The organism is Streptomyces litmocidini, assembly GCF_014649755.1.
Classification (GTDB): Bacteria; Actinomycetota; Actinomycetes; order Streptomycetales; family Streptomycetaceae; genus Streptomyces; species Streptomyces litmocidini.
Map to the genome: position 1 here is coordinate 526,347 of NZ_BMTQ01000005.1, position 16,169 is coordinate 542,515.

The window sequence follows — 16,169 nt, forward strand, 5'->3', positions numbered from 1 at the left end:
GCGGTACGTTTCCCCGGCAGCAGCCCCTTCGCCCCCCTGGGAGCCCCCGCGATGACCACGGCCACCACCCGGCACCACGAGCGGCGGATCAGCCCCGTCTTCCTGGCGATCCTCGCCGTCATGGCCGTCACCGGCTGGGCGGTGTGGACGGACTTCGCCGCCTCGCCCGGTCTGGCGGTCTTCCTCTTCGTGACCTCGGCGTGGGTCGTGTCGCTGTGTCTGCACGAGTACGCGCACGCCCGGGCGGCCCTGTACGGCGGGGACGTCACGGTGGGCGCGAAGGGCTATCTGACGCTCAACCCGCTCGCGTACACGCACGCCGTGCTGAGCGTCGTCCTGCCGGTGCTGTTCGTGATCATGGGCGGGATCGGTCTGCCGGGCGGCGCGGTCTTCATCGAGCAGGGCCGGATCAGCGGGCGCTGGAAGCACAGCCTGATCTCGGCGGCGGGCCCCCTGGCCAATGTGCTCTTCGCGCTCGTCTGCACGGCGCCGTTCTGGCTGGGCGCGCTCGACGGGGTGCCCGTCGCGTTCCGGTACGCGCTGGCGTTCCTGGCGTTCCTCCAGGTGACGGCCGCGCTCCTGAACCTCCTGCCGGTGCCGGGGCTCGACGGCTACGGCGTGGTGGAGCCCTGGCTGTCGCACGGGGTGAAGCGGCAGATCGAGCCGTATGCGCCGTACGGCTTCTTCATCGTGATCGGGCTGCTGTTCGTGCCGGCGGTCAACGCCGCCTTCTTCGACGCGATCGACGCCCTGATGCGGTCCCTCGGGGTGCCGGAGTCGACCCGGTACTGCGGCTCGCAGCTGTTCCGGATCTGGGAGGAGGCCCCGGAGTTCTGCCGGGTCTAGACCCCGGTCAGTCCTGGGCCGCCGCGGCCTTCTCCGCCTTCTCGACCTTCGCGCGGCGGAGGTAGTACCAGGCCATGTTGGAGGAGAGGCCCATGAGGAGCACCCAGACGACGCCGAGGAAGCTGCCCTGGACGAAGGAGACGACGGCCGCGGCGGCGGCCAGGGCGCAGACCACGAGGGAGTAGAGGGCGAGGCGGGGCATGGGGTCGGCTCCTGTCGGGCGGGTGCGGCTGATGGTGCCCGTCCAGTGTCCCCCATGCCCCGAAGGGTCCGTTCTCCGGCTCAGACGTCGGTGACCCGCAGCCCCGCGTGGGCCTTGTAGCGGCGGTTGACGGAGATCAGGTTGGCGACGAGCGACTCGACCTGGTGGGCGTTGCGCAGCCGGCCGGCGAAGACGCCGCGCATGCCGGCGATGCGGCCGGCGAGGGCCTGGACGATCTCGACGTCGGCGCGCTCCTCGCCGAGGACCATGACGTCCGTGTCGATCTCCTCGACGGAGGTGTCCTTGAGGAGGACGGCGGAGAGGTGGTGGAAGGCGGCGGCGACCCGGGAGTCCGGGAGGAGCGCGGCGGCCTGCTCGGCGGCGGAGCCCTCCTCGGGCTTGAGGGCGTAGGCGCCCTTCTTGTCGAAGCCGAGGGGGTTGACGCAGTCCACGACGAGCTTGCCGCGGAGTTCCCCGCGCAGCGACTCCAGGGTCTTGGCGTGGCCGTCCCAGGGCACGGCGACGATGACGACGTCGCTGCGGCGGGCGGTCTCGGCGTTGTCGGCGCCCTCGACGCCGTGGCCGATCTCCGCGGCCACGTCCTGCGCGCGCTCGGCGGCGCGGGAGCCGATGATCACCTTCTGGCCGGCCTTGGCGAACCGGTAGGCGAGGCCGCGGCCCTGGTCGCCGGTGCCGCCGAGGACGCCGACGACGAGGCCGGAGACGTCGGGGAGGTCCCACGGGTCCTTGGGGGCGGGCTTGCTGTCAGTCGTAGTCATGGCCCCGACATTACCGACCGGTCGGTGCCGTGGGGCCTCTCCCGTACGGGTGGAACCGCCGCGACCGGGCCGCGCGCGGGGCCGGGCTGGGGCAGGATGCGGGCCCATGGATGCCGTACGGGTCGCGTTGCTGCGGGAAGTGCTCGCCGGGACGGAGTGGCCGGCGGCGGCCCGCCGGTTCGCGGGCGCGCTCCGGTCGTCGGTGGTGCCGCACCGGGGCGGGCTGCTCCTGGTGGGCACGGAGGAGTACGAGCCGTGGCACCTGGCGGCGCACCTGGTCGACGAGTCCGCCTGGTCGGGGCTGCCGGAGCTGGCGCCGACGCTCGTGCGGCACCGGGTGCGGCCGGGCGCGCCGGCGCACCTGGCCGTCGGTCTCGGACGGCTGGAGGCGGCGGGGCGCGGGGCGACGCTGCTGATGGTGACTCCGGAGCGGCCGGGCGCGGGGCTGCTCCAGCGGGTGCACGACGCCCGGCGGGCGGGGGCGACGGTGCTGGCGCTGGACGGGGGCGACGAGGAGGTCCGGGGGCTCGCGCACGAGACGCTGACGGTGGCGGAGGGGGCGGAGGTGGACCTGGACACGGTGCAGCACCTGGTGAGCGCGGCGGCCGGGGAGAACAGCCTGCCGTCGCCGCGTGGCGGCCGCCGCTTCCGGGACCGGCTCTCGGCCCTCGCGGACCGTCTGACGGCCCCGCCGCCGACCCGCTGGTAGTCCGCCCGGGGCCCGCACGGCGGCGACCGGCCGACGCGCCCCGCCGGGAGACCCCCGGGGCCCGTGCCCCTCCGACCGGCCGGTGTCCCCGGCGGGCCGCGCCCCTGCCGCGGTAATTCGGTTGTCCCCGCCCCCGGGCGGACGGAGCATGGCCTCTCGTGTCCTCCCCCCGCGCTTCCCTCCTCGCCGGGCTCGCCGCCCTGCTGCCCGATCCGGCGCCCTGGCGGTCCTCCCGCGACTTCCGGCTCCTGTGGGTGCAGGGGCTCGTCACCTACTTCGGCAGCGCGATGGCCATGATCGCCCTGCCGCTGCAGATCAAGGCGCTGACGGGTTCGCCGCTGGCGGTCGGCGCGATGGGCGCGGTCGAGCTGGTGCCGCTGGTGGTGTTCGGCCTGTACGGCGGGGCGCTCGCGGACGCGGTCGACCGGCGGAAGGTGATCCTCTGGACGGAGGCGGGCCTCGGGCTGATCGCCGTGCTCCTGCTGGTCGACTCGCTGCTCCCGGAGCCGATGCTCTGGCCGCTGTACGTGGTGGCGGCCGGGGTGTCGGCGCTCGCGGGGCTCCAGCGTCCGGCGCTCGACTCGCTGCTCGCCCGGATCGTGCCGCACGAGCAGCAGACGGCGGCGGCCGCCCTGAACTCGCTGCGCTGGCAGATCGGCTCGATCGCGGGCCCGGCGGTCGCGGGTCTGGTGGTGGCGTACGCGGGGCACGCGCCCGCGTACGGGGTGACGGTCGCCTGTTTCACGGTCTCGGTGCTGATGTGCCGCGGGCTCTCCCCCGCGCCGGCCGCGCACGACGCGGAGAAGCCCTCGCTGCGGGGCATCGCGGAGGGCGCGCGGTACGCCTGGTCGCGGCCGGTGCTGCTCGGCACGTACGTGATCGACCTGGCGGCGATGTTCTTCGCCTTCCCGAACACGATCTTCCCGTTCCTCGCGGACGAGCTGGACGCGGACTGGTCGCTGGGCCTGATGTACGCGGCGGGTTCGATCGGCTCGTTGGTCCTGGGTCTGACCAGCGGCTGGACCTCGAGGGTGCGGCGGCACGGGCTGCTCGTGGCCGGCGGCGCGGCCGGCTGGGGCCTGGCGATCGCGGCGGCCGGCCGGTTCGGGGACGTGTGGCTGGTGCTGCTCTGCCTGGGTCTGGCGGGCGCGGGCGACATGCTGAGCGGGCTCGGGCGCGCCACGATCTGGAACCAGACGATCCCGGAGGAGCTGCGCGGCCGGCTCGCCGGCATCGAGGTGCTCTCCTACAGCGTGGGCCCGCAGCTGGGCCAGGTCCGGGCGGGCGCGACGGCCGGCTGGACCGGCACCCGGGCGGCCGTCTGGACGGGTGGCGTGGCGTGCGTGGCCTCGGTGGGTCTGCTCTGCCTGGCGCTGCCGAAGCTCCTCACGTACGACTCCGCGACGGACGAGGACGCGCTGCGCCGGAAGGCCCAGCGGGAAGGGGCGCGGCGGGAGGGCGTCCGGGAGGAGGGCACGCGGGAGGGGGCGGCCGGAACCGTCTGACGGGCCCCGGCCGCCCCCGCGGGGGCGTTACTCGTCCTCCGCGCGGTCCTTCCCCGCGGCGTCGTGCCAGCGGGGGTCGGTCTCCCACTCCAGGTTCCGGTCGCGGGCGGTCTCCATGGCGTGGGAGGCCTCCTCACGGCTGGCGTACGGGCCGAAGCGGTTCTTCGCCGGGCACTCGGGGCCCTCCTCGACCTTCTTGTGTTCCAGGCAGTAGTACCACTCGCCCGGTTTGCCCGTGGTGCGCTTCTTGAACAGGGCCATCGTCTTCGGCTCCTTCCTTCGGGACCATGCTGCCCCAGACCCGGTCGTTAGACTCGCTGGCATGTCTGGCCAGTCGCTTCTCGTACCGGGGGAGCTTTCCCCCCCTCGCTCCGTTCCGGGCTCCATCCGCCGCCCCGAGTACGTCGGGAAGCCCGCCCCGGCCCCGTACACCGGGCCCGAAGTGCAGGATTCCGACACCATCGAGCGGATGCGGACCGCCGGCCGCATCGCCGCGCAGGCGATGGAGGAGGCCGCCAAGCACATCGCCCCGGGCGTCACCACCGACGAGCTCGACCGGGTCGCGCACGAGTACATGTGCGATCACGGCGCCTACCCGTCCACGCTGGGCTACCGCGGCTTCCCGAAGTCGCTGTGCGCCTCGATCAACGAGGTCATCTGCCACGGGATCCCGGACTCCACCGTCCTGCGGGACGGCGACATCGTGAACCTGGACGTCACCGCGTACATCCACGGCGTCCACGGCGACAACAACGCCACGTACCTCTGCGGCGACGTCGACGAGGAGTCGCGGCTGCTCGTGGAGCGCACCCGGGAGTCCCTCAACCGGGCGATCAAGGCGGTGAGGCCGGGCCGCCAGATCAACATCATCGGGCGGGTCATCGAGTCGTACGCCAAGCGCTTCGGCTACGGGGTCGTGCGCGACTTCACCGGGCACGGCATCAACGCGTCGTTCCACTCCGGCCTGATCGTGCCGCACTACGACTCGCCCCACCACACCACCGAGATCAAGCCCGGCATGACGTTCACGATCGAGCCGATGCTGACGCTCGGGACCCACGACTACGACATGTGGGACGACGGCTGGACCGTGGTGACCAAGGACCGGAAGCGGACGGCGCAGTTCGAGCACACGCTCGTGGTGACCGAGAGCGGGGCCGAGATCCTCACGTTGCCCTGACCCCTCGAACGGGTAGCGTTTTACCGACAGGACGTCGGGAACCATTGACTTAGGCGAGCCTAACTCGGCAGGATCGTCAGTGGTTCCCGTCCCATCGGTCTCGGAGGCCCGCCTTGGACACGCCCTTCTCCACGTTGATCCGCACGGCTTCGCACGAGCAGCACACGGAGGCGGAGACCTCGTCCTTCATGGGCGACCTGCTGGGCGGACGGCTGGCCGTCGACGCGTACGCGCGCTACACCGAGCAGCTCTGGTTCGTCTACCGGGCCCTGGAGGAGGGCGCGGAGACGCTCCGCGAGGACCCGGTCGCCGGACCGTTCATACGGCCCGAGCTCTTCCGCACGGCCGCCCTGGAGCGGGACCTCGCCCATCTGCGCGGCCCCGGCTGGCGCGCCGGCGCCTCCCCGCTGCCCGCCACCGCCGCGTACGCCGAGCGGGTCGCCGCGTGCGTCCGCGCCTGGCCCGCCGGGTACGTGGCCCACCACTACACGCGCTACCTGGGCGACCTGTCGGGCGGTCAGATCATCCGGGACAGGGCGGAGCGGACCTGGGGCTTCGACCGCAAGGGCGACGGCGTCCGCTTCTACGTCTTCGAGGAGATCCCCAACCCGGCGGCGTTCAAGCGGGCGTACCGGGAGCTGCTCGACGGGGTGGACGTCGACGACCTGGAGAAGCAGCGGATCGTCGACGAGTGCAGACGCGCCTTCGCCTTCAACACCGCGGTCTTCCGGGAGCTGGGCGGGGAGTACTCCCTCAGCGCGTGAGCGTCCCCTCCAGGAGGACCCGGCCGCCCAGTTCCACGACGCCGTCGGGGCCGGGGGCGGTGAGGAGCTGGGAGCCGCGGCCCTGCGTGATGTTCAGGGCCCGTCCCAGTTCCGCCGCGAGGAGCAGGGCGGCCGCGCCGGTCGCCTCGTCCTCGTCGATGCCGTCCCCGCGCCCCGGGAAGCCGCGCGCCCGGACCCGGCCCGCGGCCTCCTCCTCCCAGGCCCAGGCGTAGATCCACTGTCCCGGCTCGGGCACCTCCAGGGCCTCGACCTCGGCGACGGAGCCGTACTGGCGGAGGATGCGGGGCGGCGCCCACTCGGCGCGCGCCTCGATCCAGGTGAACTCGCCGTCCCCGCGCACCCACACCTCGCCGGCGGGCGGGTGGACGACCTCCAGGTCGAGGAGCCAGGCGGCGCCGACGAGCGGGTGTCCGGCGAACGGCAGCCGTACGCCGGGCGTGTAGATGTCGACGGTCCCGCGCTCCGGGTCGTCCACGAACACCGTCTCGCTGAAGCCGAGCTCCTTGGCGAGCGCCTGCCGGGAGGCCTCGTCGGGGTGGGTGCGGGCGTCCCGTACGACCCCGAGACGGTTGCCGTGCCGGCCGTCGCCCGCACAGAAGACCCGGAGGACGTCGATGTCAGTGGCGGTCGTGTTCATGACCGAATTGAACCACCCGCGGCGCGCCCGCAGGGGCGTACGACCGTTTCCCCGCAGCCCTACCGGGGCGTAACCGGAATCGGGACAATCCGCCCCCCTTGACCTTCCCTTGACCAAGTCATGAGGGCCCCGTGGATCCTCCGTGACCCCACCGTGTCCGCCGGGCCCCGCCTGAGAGCTGAATCACTGGACGCGCGGGCGTTGCTGAGGTAAGCCTCGGTTAAGTTAGGTCCGCCTCAGTCCGTCCCCGCGTTCCTGGAGTCCCCATGCGAGCCGTCCGTCTCTCCGTCGTCACCGCCGCCGCGACCGCGGCTGCTCTGACCGCCGTCACGGGCTGCGCCGAGAAAAGCGACTCCAAGGCGGCCGACGACGCGATCACCGTCGTCGCCAAGGACGACGCCTGCGAGGTCTCGAAGAAGGAGTTCCCGGCCGGGCACGTGAAGCTGGCCGTCGAGAACCGCGGCTCCAAGATCACCGAGGTCTACGTCCTCTTCCCGGACGACCGGATCGTCACCGAGCGCGAGAACATCGGCCCCGGCACCAAGGCCACCATCACCGCCGAGGTCAAGGCCGGCGACTACGCCATCGCCTGCAAGCCCGGCATGAAGGGCGACGGCATCCGCCAGGAGGTCAAGGCCACCGGCGGCAAGGCCGCCGCCAAGCGCTCCCCCGAGATGGACGGCGCCGTCGCCGCCTACCGCCAGTACGTCCAGGCGCAGGCCGACGGAACCCTCCCCAAGGTCAAGGTCTTCACCGACGCCGTCCGCGCCGGTGACGTGGAGGCCGCCAAGAAGGCCTACGCCGAGTCCCGCATCGGCTGGGAGCGCACCGAGCCGGTCGCCGAGTCCTTCGGCGACATCGACCCCAAGGTCGACGTCCGCGAGGACGGCCTGGAGGACGGCCAGGACCCGGCGAAGGACTGGACCGGCTGGCACCGCCTGGAGAAGGCCCTCTGGCAGGACAAGAAGATCGGCGACCACGAGAAGCAGCTCGCCGGCCTCCTCGACAAGGACCTCGCGGACTGGCAGAAGCGGGTCGGCAAGGCCGAGATCACCCCGACCTCCATGGCCAACGGCGCCAAGGAGCTCCTGGACGAGGTCGCCACCGGCAAGGTCACCGGCGAGGAGGAGCGCTACTCCCACACCGACCTCGTCGACTTCAAGGCGAACGTCGAGGGCGCGCAGAAGTCCTTCGAGCTGCTCAAGCCGGTCGCCTCGAAGAACGACCCGAAGCTCGTCGCCGAACTCGACGAGCAGTTCGCCGCCCTGAACGCGCTGCTCGACAAGTACCGCACGGACAAGGCGAGCTACGTCTTCACGTCGTACGACAAGGTCGGCAAGGCCGAGCGCAAGGAGCTCTCCGACGGCGTCAACGCGCTGGCCGAGCCGCTCTCCAAGCTCGCCGCCGCGGTCGTGAAGTAAGCAGGGGGAGCCACCATGACCGACGAGACCACCACGGAGCAGACCGCCGCGGAGCAGACCGCCGCGCCCTCCCGCCGCAAGGTCATCGGCTGGGGCGGTGCCGGGCTCGCGCTCGGTGCCGCCGCGGCCGGCGGCGCCGTCGCCCTGACCCGTGACGGCGACTCCACCGCCCCGGTCGCCGAGAGCGGCGGGGCCGTCCCCTTCCACGGCCCGCACCAGGCCGGCATCGCCACCGCCGTGCAGGACCGGCTGCACTTCGCCTCCTTCGACGTGAAGACGAAGGACCGCGACGAGCTGATCCAGCTCCTCAAGGACTGGACGCGGGCCGCCGAGCGCATGACGGCCGGCGCCGAGGTCGGCGAGGGCGCCTACGGCGGCCTGCCGGAGGCCCCGCCGGACGACACGGGCGAGGCCCTGGGCCTGAAGCCCTCCCGCCTCACCCTCACGATCGGCTTCGGCCCCTCGCTCTTCGACGGACGCTTCGGGCTGAAGGACAAGCGGCCCGGGGCCCTGGTGGACCTGCCCAAGTTCCCCGGCGACAACCTGGACCCGGCGCGCAGCGGCGGCGACCTCTGCGTGCAGGCCTGCGCGGACGACCCGCAGGTCGCCGTGCACGCCATCCGCAACCTCGCCCGGATCGGCTTCGGCAAGGTCGCGGTGCGCTGGTCGCAGCTGGGCTTCGGCAAGACGTCCTCGACGACCCCGGACGCCCAGACCCCCCGCAACCTCTTCGGCTTCAAGGACGGCACCCGCAACATCGCGGGCACCGAGACCGAGCGGCTCGCGAAGCACGTGTGGGTGTCCGGCAAGGACGCCGAGGGCGCCGCGGCCTGGATGGACGGCGGCTCGTACCTCGTCGCCCGCCGCATCCGCATGAACGTCGAGACCTGGGACCGCACCCCGCTCTCCGAGCAGGAGGACATCTTCGGCCGTGACAAGAGGGAAGGCGCCCCGGTCGGCAAGGCCAAGGAGCACGACGAGCCGTTCCTGAAGGCGATGAAGCCGGACTCGCACGTCCGGCTCGCCCATCCGGACAGCAACAACGGGGCGACGATCCTGCGCCGCGGCTACTCCTTCACCGACGGCACGGACGGCCTCGGCCGTCTGGAGGCGGGCCTGTTCTTCCTGGCGTACCAGCGGGACGTCCGCACCGGCTTCATCCCGGTGCAGAGCTCGCTGGCCAAGTCCGACGCGCTCAACGAGTACACACAGCACGTGGGTTCGGCGCTGTTCGCGATCCCGCCGGGCGTCCGCGACAAGGACGACTGGTGGGGCCGGGCGCTGTTCTCGTGATCGAGGAGGGAAACCGACGTGTTCGGTAACTATCTGATCGGCCTGCGCGAGGGTCTGGAAGCCAGTCTGGTCGTCTGCATCCTCATCGCGTACCTGGTGAAGACCGGGCGCCGGGACGCGCTGAAGCCGATCTGGATCGGCATCGGCGTGGCCGTCGGCGTCGCCCTGGCCTTCGGCGCGGGCCTGGAGTTCGGCTCCCAGGAGCTGACCTTCGAGGCGCAGGAGGCGCTCGGCGGCTCGCTGTCGGTGCTCGCCGTGGGCCTGGTGACCTGGATGGTCTTCTGGATGCGGCGGACGGCCCGGCACCTCAAGGCGGAGCTGCACGGCAAGCTGGACGCGGCCCTGCAGATGGGCACGGGCGCGCTGGTCGCCACCGCCTTCCTGGCGGTGGGCCGCGAGGGCCTGGAGACGGCGCTCTTCGTGTGGGCGTCGGTACGGGCCTCCTCGGACGGTTCGTACGCGCCGCTGATCGGCGTCGTCCTCGGCCTGCTCACGGCCGTCCTCCTCGGCTGGCTGTTCTACCGGGGCGCGCTGAAGATCAACCTGGCGAAGTTCTTCACCTGGACCGGCGGGATGCTGGTCGTGGTGGCGGCGGGCGTGCTCGCGTACGGCGTGCACGACCTCCAGGAGGCCCGCTTCCTCGGCGGCCTCGCGGACAAGGCCTTCGACATCTCGGCGACGATCCCGCCGGACAGCTGGTACGGCACGCTCCTCAAGGGCGTCTTCAACTTCCAGCCGGACCCGACGGTCCTTCAGGTCACGGTGTGGGCGCTGTATCTGATCCCGACTCTCGCGCTGTTCCTGGCCCCGATAGGGTCGGGTCCGTCCGTGCGGGTGAAGAAGCAGAAGGCGACCGATGAGAAGGCTGAGGCTGAGGCGAGCGCCGAGACGACCGCTTGAGCGGCTGTCGTCGCGGCCCGCGAGGTTCCTTGCCGCCACGGCGGCGGCGACCGTCCTGTCGCTGACGGCGAGCGGCTGCGTGACCGTCCACGGCGAACTGGCGCTGCTGCCGCCGGCGACGAAGTCCGAGGCCGCGCAGGCCCTCGCGGACTTCACGGCGGCCTACAACAAGGCCGACAAGGCCTATGACCCGGCCCTGGACGCGGGCCGGGTCACCGGCCCGCTCGGGGAGGTCAACCAGGCGGGCCTGCGCGCCCGGTCGATCAACACCCCCGGCGGCAATCCGGACCACAAGCCCCTCGCGCTGACCGACGCGCGGTTCGTGCTGCCCCGGAAGGCGGGCTGGCCGCGCTGGTTCGTGGCGGACACCGCCTCCAACCGGGCCTCCGGCGACCAGCGCTGGCTCCTGGTCTTCGTGCGCAACGGGCCCGAGCAGCTGTGGGAGGTCGCGTACCTCACGATCCTCTCCCGGACCGCGGTGCCCGAGTTCGCCGAGGAGGAGGGGTACGCGGTGCCGGTCGCCGCGGACACCGACGCGCTGGCGGTCGCGCCCCGGGACCTCGGCAAGGAGTACGTCGCGTACCTCAAGGACGGGCGGCCGGGGCCGTTCGCGCCGGGCACCCACACCACGGAGTGGCGGGCGCAGCGGCAGAAGGCCGCCAAGCGGCCGGGCATGGCCACCCAGTACCTCGACCGGGTCACCGACCGGGGGGACTTCGCGCCGCTCGGGCTGCGGACGCGGGACGGCGGCGCGCTGGTCTTCTTCGCGACGCGGTACTTCGAGCGGCAGACGGCGGCGAAGGGCTACCGGCCGAAGGTCGGCACCGACACCAAGGCGCTGCTGACCGGCGAGATCAAGAACACGGTCACCCGCGAGTGGGTGTCGAGCCAGGCGGCCCTGGTGAAGCCGGCGGGCACGGACCGGAACGGGGTCACGGTCGCGAGCCGGCTCCAGGGCGTGGTGGGGGCGGAGGGCTCGTAGGGCCTCGGTCCGGGGGTTCGTAGGACCTCGGTCCGTCCGGGAGGCGGGCCCTCCCCTCCTCCCGCCGCCCCCGTGGGGGGGCTCAGCGCGTCAGCGGCCAGGCGATCTCGTGGGCCGGGTGCTCCCCGTCCCCGTCCGCCTCGCGCTCGGCCGCGTGGCGGGCGCAGGCGTCCTGGAGGGCCTCCAGGAGGTTCAGCGGGTCGGGCAGCGGGTGCTCGGGGCCGCGGACCCAGGCGACGACCGGGTGGGCCTCCTCGTCACCGGGCAGCCGGGCCGGCGGCACGAGGACGTAGCTGCCGCGGCAGTGCCAGCGCAGCCCCGGGTGCTCGTCCATCGTCTCGGGGTGGCAGTCCAGCTCGCACGGCCACCACTCGTCCTCGTCCTCGGGGGTGCCGCGGGTGGCGGTGAAGAAGAGCATCCGCCCGCCGACCGTGTCGACGTCGGCGGACTCGGCGACGGGGCCGACCTCCACGCCCTCGGCGAGGAGGCGCTCCAGGGCGGCGCGGCCGGCGGCCAGCGGGACGTCGAGGACGTCGTGGACCATGCCGGTGGCGGTGATGAAGTTCGCCTCGGGCTCGTTGCGGGCCCAGCGCTCGATCTGGGCGCGGTCGGTGGTCGACTGCGTCTGCCAGGCGAAGGAGACGGGGTGCCGGGCGGGAGTGGGACAGCCGATCCGCTCACAGGAACAGCTGTAGCCCACGGGGTACGCGGCGGGGGCCAGGGGCAGCCCGGCGGCGGCGGTGGCCAGGAGCAGCTTCTCGCGGTCGTTCTCGTCGTCGGCCGCGGTGCGTTTGGGGCGCCTGCGCAGCCACTGTGCGAGTCTGCTCTCCGTGCCGCGGTAGCGGCCGATGCCGTCGCCCATCTATCCCCTCACACCTCATGCTCGCCCGTTCGGCTCTGCCCATGGTCCCACCATCCTGCGCCCCGGGTGACCGGAGTGCGGAACCGGGGTGCCCCCGGAGTCCGGGAGCGGAGGCCGGGCGGGGGTCAGGGGCGGGGAGCGAGGCCGCGCAGGGCGAGGTCGACGAGGGCGTCGGCGTAGGCGTGGGTGAGCGGCAGGGTGCGGTGGATCCAGCGGTGGTGGAGCGGTCCGACGAGGAGTTCGACGGCGACGCGGGGATCGACCCCCGGGTCGATGTCGCCCTTGGCCTGAGCGGCCTCGACGCGGCGGACGTAGGACCGGAGCTGGGGTTCGAGCAGGGCCTCGGTGAAGCGGGCGCCGAGTTCGGGGTCGACGACGCCCTCGGCGGCGAGGGCGCGGGTGGGGCCGTCGAAGGCGGGGTCGGTCAGCTCGTCGACGGTGGCGCGCAGCACGCGCTTGAGGTCGGCGGCGAGGTCTCCGGTGTCGGGGATCTCACTGTCGCCCTCCCCGCCGTGGGCGTCGTTCCGCCGAGCCGTCTCGCCGGTCCGGGCGGCGAGGTCGAGGAAGGCGTCGAGGAGGACGGCCGCCTTGGAGGGCCACCAGCGGTAGATGGTCTGCTTGCCGACGCCGGCGCGGGCGGCGATGCCCTCGATGGTGGTCTTCGCGTAGCCGGTCTCGGAGACGAGGGCGAGGGCGGCGTCGAAGATGGCGCGGCGGGAGCGCTCGCTGCGGCGGGAGGCGTCGGGGGCGGCCTTGGCGGGTCTGGTCTCGGGCATGGACCCCAATCTAGCAGCGAACGAGACGAGGCGTCTCGCCGGCCGAACGGGTCCGAACCACCCGAACGGTCCACAGCGCGGAGCCCGTCGAGAGCGGACCATGGGGTCCACCGATCACCGGCCGTTCCGGCCGCCCGTCCGTGAGGAGCCCTCATTGCGCCCCACTCCGCGCACGCCCTCGCCCCGCCGTTACCTGATGTGCCCACCCACGCACTTCGCGGTGACGTACTCCATCAACCCCTGGATGGACCCCACGAAACCGGTCGACCTGCCGCTCGCCCTCGCCCAGTGGGAGGACCTGCGCGACCGCTACCGCTCGCTCGGCCACAGCGTGGAGCTCCTGGAGCCCGACCCGGCCCTGCCGGACATGGTCTTCGCGGCCAACGGCGCGACGGTCGTCGGGGGCCGGGTGCTCGGCGCGAAGTTCGCCCACCCCGAGCGGGCCCGCGAGGCCGACGCCCACGTGTCCTGGTTCCGCCGGAACGGCTGGGCGGACGACGACGTGCGCGTGCCGGAGCACGTGAACGAGGGCGAGGGCGACTTCGCCGTCACCGCCTCCTGGATCCTCGCCGGCCGCGGCTTCCGCTCCAGCCCGCTCTCCCACGACGAGGCGCAGGAGTTCTTCGGCCGTCCGGTGATCGGCCTGGAGCTGGTGGACCCGCGCTACTACCACCTGGACACGGCGCTGTGCGTCCTGGACGACGCCCGGGACGAGGTCATGTACCACCCCGACGCCTTCTCCCCCGGCAGTCGCGCGGTGCTCGCCCGGCTCTTCCCGGACGCCCTGATCGCGACCGGCGAGGACGCGGCGGCCCTCGGGCTCAACGCGGTGAGCGACGGCCGGCACGTCCTGCTCCCGCAGGCCGCGGTGGGCCTCTTCGAACCCCTCCGCGCGCGGGGCTTCGAACCCGTCGGCATGGACCTGGGCGAACTCCTCAAGGGCGGCGGCAGCGTGAAGTGCTGCACCCAGGAGCTGCGGCCCTAGTCCCGGTCCCGGCCCTCCGGCGGCCAGGAGTCGCCCCACTCCGCGTCCCGGGCCTGCTTGTACAGGGGCCCGTGGCGCTTGGTGACGGTCTCGCGGGCGAGTCCGTCGGGGCCGCACAGTTCGAGGAGGACGAGCCCCTTGCGGGTCTGCGGCCTGCGGGTGATGCGGGAGGTCGCGGGAGTCACGGGGAAGCGGACGGCGGCCACGTACGCGTACTTCTCGTCCTCGTACGCCAGCGACCCGCCCTTCACCTTCCGGTGCAGCGAGGAGCGGCTGACCCGGGCGGAGAAGTGGCACCAGTCCGCGCCGGGCACGATCGGGCAGGCCCCGCTGTGCGGGCAGGGCGCGGCGACGGTGAAGCCGGCGTCGATCAGCAGGGTGCGGGCCGCGATGATCCGCTCGTAGCCGTCGGGCGTGCCGGGCTCGACGATCACCACGGCCCGGGCGGCGCGGGCCGCCTCGGTGACGAGCGCCGCCCGGTCGGCCCCGGTCAGCTCCTTGAGGACGTACGAGACGGTGACGAGGTCGGTGTCGGCGAGGTCCAGGGCGGAGCCGATCCGCTCGCGCCGCCACTCCGCGTCCAGGACGCCGTCGGCCAGCTCGCGACCGAGCGCGAGGGCGGGCTCCGCCCAGTCGAGCACGGTGGTGCGCGGCGGCTCCTCCTCCCAGGCCCCGGCGACGGCCCAGCTCGCCGCGCCCGTGCCGCCGCCGACGTCGGTGTGGGTGCGCGGCGCCCAGTCGGGCGCGGCCTCCCGGAGGGCGTCGAGGGCGCCCCGCACCGCCTCGAAGGTCGCCGGCATGCGGTACGCGGCGTACGCGGCGACGTCGGAGCGGTCGCGCAGCACGGGGGCGTCCGTCGGGGTGGTGCCCCGGTAGGTGGCGATCAGCCGCTCGACGGCCTGCGCGGCCCGGTGGGGCGGCAGCCCGTCGAGGAGTCCGGCGAGGGCGGCGCGCAGGGAGTCGGCGGAGGGAGCTGAGGCGTTCACCGAGTCAGTCTAGGCGGGCTCGCCGGTCCGGTTCTCCGGCGTGCGCCAGGGGCGGCAGAGGCCCAGGAAGCAGGCCAGGGCCAGGACGGCGCAGCCGAGCTGGACGACCGCCATGGGGACGGCGGTGTGCTCGCCCGCGATGCCGACGAGCGGGGAGGCGACGGCGCCGATGAGGAAGGAGGAGGTGCCGAGGAGGGCCGAGGCGGATCCGGCGGCGTGCGGGGTGCGCATGAGGGCCTGGGCGTTGGTGTTGGGCATGGCCAGGCCCATCGCGGACATCAGGACGAAGAGTCCGGCGGCGATCGGGGCCAGCCCGACCTCGCCGAGGACGCCGCTGGTCATGAGGGTCAGGGCCACGGCCGCGAGCAGGATGGCGCCGAGGCCGCAGCCGAGGGCCTTGTCGAGGCTGACCCGGCCGACGAGGAGCTTGCCGTTGATCTGGCCGACGGCGACGAGCCCGATGGAGTTGAGGCCGAAGAGCAGGCTGAAGGTCTGCGGGGAGGCGCCGTAGAGGTCCTGCACCACGAACGGCGATGCGCTGATGTACGCGAAGAGGGCGGCGAAGGCGAGGCCGCCGGTCAGCATGTAGCCGGTGAAGACCCGGTCGGCGAGGAGCCCCCGCATGGTGCGCAGGGCCTGTCCGACCCCGCCCTCGTGCCGCCGCTCGGGGGGCAGCGTCTCGTGGAGGAAGCGCCAGACGACGAGGGTGAGCAGGAGGCCGATCGCGGTGAGGACGTGGAAGACGCCCCGCCAGTCGGTGAGCCGGAGGATCTGGCCGCCGATGAGGGGGGCGATGATCGGGGCTGCGCCGGAGATCAGCATCAGGGTGGAGAAGAAGCGGGCCATCTCGACGCCGTCGTACAGGTCGCGGACGACGGCGCGGGCGATGACGATGCCGGCGGCGCCGGCGAGGCCCTGGAGGAGCCGGAAGCCGATGAGGAGTTCGGCGGTGGGGGCGAGGGCGCAGACGGCGGTGGCGAGGACGTACACGACCATGCCGATGAGCAGCGGGCGCCGGCGTCCCCACTTGTCGCTCATGGGGCCGACGACGAGCTGGCCGAGGGCCATGCCGGCGAGGCAGGCGGTGAGGGTGAGCTGCACGGTGGCGGCGGGGGCCCGCAGCGCGCCGGTGACCTCCGGGAGGGCCGGGAGGTACATGTCCATGGAGAGCGGGGGGAGGGCAGTGAGTCCGCCCAGGACGAGGGTGACGAGGAGCCCCGTCCGCCGGGTGGCGGTGACGACCGGGGTGGTTTCGTTTATGTGCCCTTGTGTTGTTTTCTGGCCGCTCTCCGGCATCGACTGCTCCATTTCGTTGAATCCT

At 73.1% G+C, this 16,169-nt stretch carries 18 protein-coding genes; 10 read left to right on the plus strand and 8 right to left on the minus strand.

All coding sequences use genetic code 11. The features are described from left to right. Positions 1-51: 51 nt before the first annotated feature. A complete protein-coding gene (locus IE180_RS14560) occupies positions 52-846 on the plus strand; it encodes a site-2 protease family protein (protein WP_190157280.1) in 795 nt (264 codons plus the stop codon). Positions 847-853: 7 nt separating this feature from the next. On the opposite strand, the gene IE180_RS14565 is transcribed toward IE180_RS14560, so the two are convergent. Further along, positions 854-1,048 (minus strand): hypothetical protein, encoded by a 195-nt coding sequence (locus tag IE180_RS14565; RefSeq protein ID WP_190157281.1) that lies wholly within the window; start codon positions 1,046-1,048, stop codon positions 854-856. 80 nt (positions 1,049-1,128) lie between these two features. After that, entirely contained in the window at positions 1,129-1,827 is a 699-nt protein-coding gene (npdG, locus tag IE180_RS14570; protein WP_190157282.1) for an NADPH-dependent F420 reductase, read from the minus strand. A gap of 106 nt (positions 1,828-1,933) precedes the next feature. Between npdG and IE180_RS14575 the strand changes: the two genes are divergently transcribed. Together IE180_RS14575 and IE180_RS14580 are read left to right on the plus strand one after the other, a co-directional pair. Next, positions 1,934-2,536, plus strand: coding sequence for a hypothetical protein (locus tag IE180_RS14575; RefSeq protein ID WP_190157283.1), 603 nt, complete (start codon positions 1,934-1,936; stop codon positions 2,534-2,536). A gap of 158 nt (positions 2,537-2,694) precedes the next feature. Beyond that, positions 2,695-4,041, plus strand: coding sequence for an MFS transporter (locus IE180_RS14580; protein WP_190157284.1), 1,347 nt, complete (start codon positions 2,695-2,697; stop codon positions 4,039-4,041). A gap of 27 nt (positions 4,042-4,068) precedes the next feature. On the opposite strand, the gene IE180_RS14585 is transcribed toward IE180_RS14580, so the two are convergent. Then, on the minus strand, positions 4,069-4,302 hold the full coding sequence (locus IE180_RS14585; protein ID WP_190157285.1) for a hypothetical protein: 234 nt from the start codon (positions 4,300-4,302) through the stop codon (positions 4,069-4,071). Positions 4,303-4,363: 61 nt separating this feature from the next. Between IE180_RS14585 and map the strand changes: the two genes are divergently transcribed. Together map and IE180_RS14595 are read left to right on the plus strand one after the other, a co-directional pair. Further along, entirely contained in the window at positions 4,364-5,221 is an 858-nt protein-coding gene (map, locus tag IE180_RS14590; RefSeq protein ID WP_190157286.1) for a type I methionyl aminopeptidase, read from the plus strand. 113 nt (positions 5,222-5,334) lie between these two features. Beyond that, positions 5,335-5,985 (plus strand): biliverdin-producing heme oxygenase, encoded by a 651-nt coding sequence (locus IE180_RS14595; RefSeq protein ID WP_190157287.1) that lies wholly within the window; start codon positions 5,335-5,337, stop codon positions 5,983-5,985. Here IE180_RS14595 and IE180_RS14600 read toward each other — a convergent pair. After that, entirely contained in the window at positions 5,975-6,643 is a 669-nt protein-coding gene (locus IE180_RS14600; protein ID WP_190157288.1) for a PhzF family phenazine biosynthesis protein, read from the minus strand. The genes IE180_RS14595 and IE180_RS14600 overlap by 11 nt on opposite strands. 266 nt (positions 6,644-6,909) lie before the next feature. Between IE180_RS14600 and efeO the strand changes: the two genes are divergently transcribed. Genes efeO through IE180_RS14620 form a run of 4 tightly spaced genes read left to right on the plus strand, consistent with a single transcriptional unit; the run spans position 6,910 to position 11,239 of the window. Beyond that, positions 6,910-8,064 carry an iron uptake system protein EfeO gene (gene efeO, locus IE180_RS14605; RefSeq protein ID WP_190157289.1) on the plus strand — a complete coding sequence of 385 codons (1,155 nt, stop codon included), beginning with the start codon at positions 6,910-6,912 and terminating at the stop codon, positions 8,062-8,064. Between the two features lie 15 nt (positions 8,065-8,079). Next, a complete protein-coding gene (efeB, locus tag IE180_RS14610) occupies positions 8,080-9,357 on the plus strand; it encodes an iron uptake transporter deferrochelatase/peroxidase subunit (RefSeq protein WP_190157290.1) in 1,278 nt (425 codons plus the stop codon). A gap of 18 nt (positions 9,358-9,375) precedes the next feature. Beyond that, the gene (gene efeU / locus IE180_RS14615) at positions 9,376-10,257 is read left to right on the plus strand and encodes an iron uptake transporter permease EfeU (protein WP_190157291.1); all 882 of its coding nucleotides are present in this window, start codon (positions 9,376-9,378) and stop codon (positions 10,255-10,257) included. Beyond that, complete coding sequence (locus tag IE180_RS14620) at positions 10,214-11,239, plus strand: SCO2278 family lipoprotein (RefSeq protein WP_190157292.1); 1,026 nt, start codon at positions 10,214-10,216, stop codon at positions 11,237-11,239. Before efeU ends, IE180_RS14620 begins: the two co-directional genes overlap by 44 nt. 82 nt (positions 11,240-11,321) lie before the next feature. Here the strand turns inward: IE180_RS14620 and IE180_RS14625 are convergent, their stop codons facing one another. Both IE180_RS14625 and IE180_RS14630 read right to left on the minus strand, forming a co-directional pair. Then, on the minus strand, positions 11,322-12,101 hold the full coding sequence (locus IE180_RS14625) for a bifunctional DNA primase/polymerase (protein ID WP_190157293.1): 780 nt from the start codon (positions 12,099-12,101) through the stop codon (positions 11,322-11,324). Between the two features lie 125 nt (positions 12,102-12,226). Further along, a complete protein-coding gene (locus tag IE180_RS14630) occupies positions 12,227-12,877 on the minus strand; it encodes a TetR/AcrR family transcriptional regulator (protein WP_190157294.1) in 651 nt (216 codons plus the stop codon). Between the two features lie 154 nt (positions 12,878-13,031). Here IE180_RS14630 and ddaH point away from each other — a divergent pair, with 154 nt between their 5' ends. Next, positions 13,032-13,862: a dimethylargininase gene (gene ddaH / locus IE180_RS14635; protein WP_373302766.1), complete on the plus strand. Its 831-nt coding sequence runs from the start codon at positions 13,032-13,034 to the stop codon at positions 13,860-13,862. Here ddaH and IE180_RS14640 read toward each other — a convergent pair. Both IE180_RS14640 and IE180_RS14645 read right to left on the minus strand, forming a co-directional pair. After that, positions 13,859-14,848 carry a small ribosomal subunit Rsm22 family protein gene (locus IE180_RS14640; protein WP_190157296.1) on the minus strand — a complete coding sequence of 330 codons (990 nt, stop codon included), beginning with the start codon at positions 14,846-14,848 and terminating at the stop codon, positions 13,859-13,861. The genes ddaH and IE180_RS14640 overlap by 4 nt on opposite strands. Before the next feature lie 9 nt (positions 14,849-14,857). After that, the gene (locus tag IE180_RS14645; protein ID WP_190157385.1) at positions 14,858-16,144 is read right to left on the minus strand and encodes a Bcr/CflA family multidrug efflux MFS transporter; all 1,287 of its coding nucleotides are present in this window, start codon (positions 16,142-16,144) and stop codon (positions 14,858-14,860) included. Positions 16,145-16,169: the final 25 nt, after the last annotated feature.

What these genes read in the sequence shown, in the direction of transcription:
- IE180_RS14560 (WP_190157280.1), top strand. Translation starts at nt 52, where the DNA reads ATGACCACGGCCACCACCCGGCACCACGAGCGGCGGATCAGCCCCGTC.
- IE180_RS14630 (WP_190157294.1), bottom strand. Translation starts at nt 12,877, where the DNA reads ATGCCCGAGACCAGACCCGCCAAGGCCGCCCCCGACGCCTCCCGCCGC.
- IE180_RS14585 (WP_190157285.1), bottom strand. Translation starts at nt 4,302, where the DNA reads ATGGCCCTGTTCAAGAAGCGCACCACGGGCAAACCGGGCGAGTGGTAC.
- map (WP_190157286.1), top strand. Translation starts at nt 4,364, where the DNA reads ATGTCTGGCCAGTCGCTTCTCGTACCGGGGGAGCTTTCCCCCCCTCGC.
- IE180_RS14620 (WP_190157292.1), top strand. Translation starts at nt 10,214, where the DNA reads ATGAGAAGGCTGAGGCTGAGGCGAGCGCCGAGACGACCGCTTGAGCGG.
- IE180_RS14565 (WP_190157281.1), bottom strand. Translation starts at nt 1,048, where the DNA reads ATGCCCCGCCTCGCCCTCTACTCCCTCGTGGTCTGCGCCCTGGCCGCC.
- IE180_RS14625 (WP_190157293.1), bottom strand. Translation starts at nt 12,101, where the DNA reads ATGGGCGACGGCATCGGCCGCTACCGCGGCACGGAGAGCAGACTCGCA.
- efeB (WP_190157290.1), top strand. Translation starts at nt 8,080, where the DNA reads ATGACCGACGAGACCACCACGGAGCAGACCGCCGCGGAGCAGACCGCC.
- IE180_RS14575 (WP_190157283.1), top strand. Translation starts at nt 1,934, where the DNA reads ATGGATGCCGTACGGGTCGCGTTGCTGCGGGAAGTGCTCGCCGGGACG.
- IE180_RS14645 (WP_190157385.1), bottom strand. Translation starts at nt 16,144, where the DNA reads ATGCCGGAGAGCGGCCAGAAAACAACACAAGGGCACATAAACGAAACC.
- npdG (WP_190157282.1), bottom strand. Translation starts at nt 1,827, where the DNA reads ATGACTACGACTGACAGCAAGCCCGCCCCCAAGGACCCGTGGGACCTC.
- efeO (WP_190157289.1), top strand. Translation starts at nt 6,910, where the DNA reads ATGCGAGCCGTCCGTCTCTCCGTCGTCACCGCCGCCGCGACCGCGGCT.
- IE180_RS14600 (WP_190157288.1), bottom strand. Translation starts at nt 6,643, where the DNA reads ATGAACACGACCGCCACTGACATCGACGTCCTCCGGGTCTTCTGTGCG.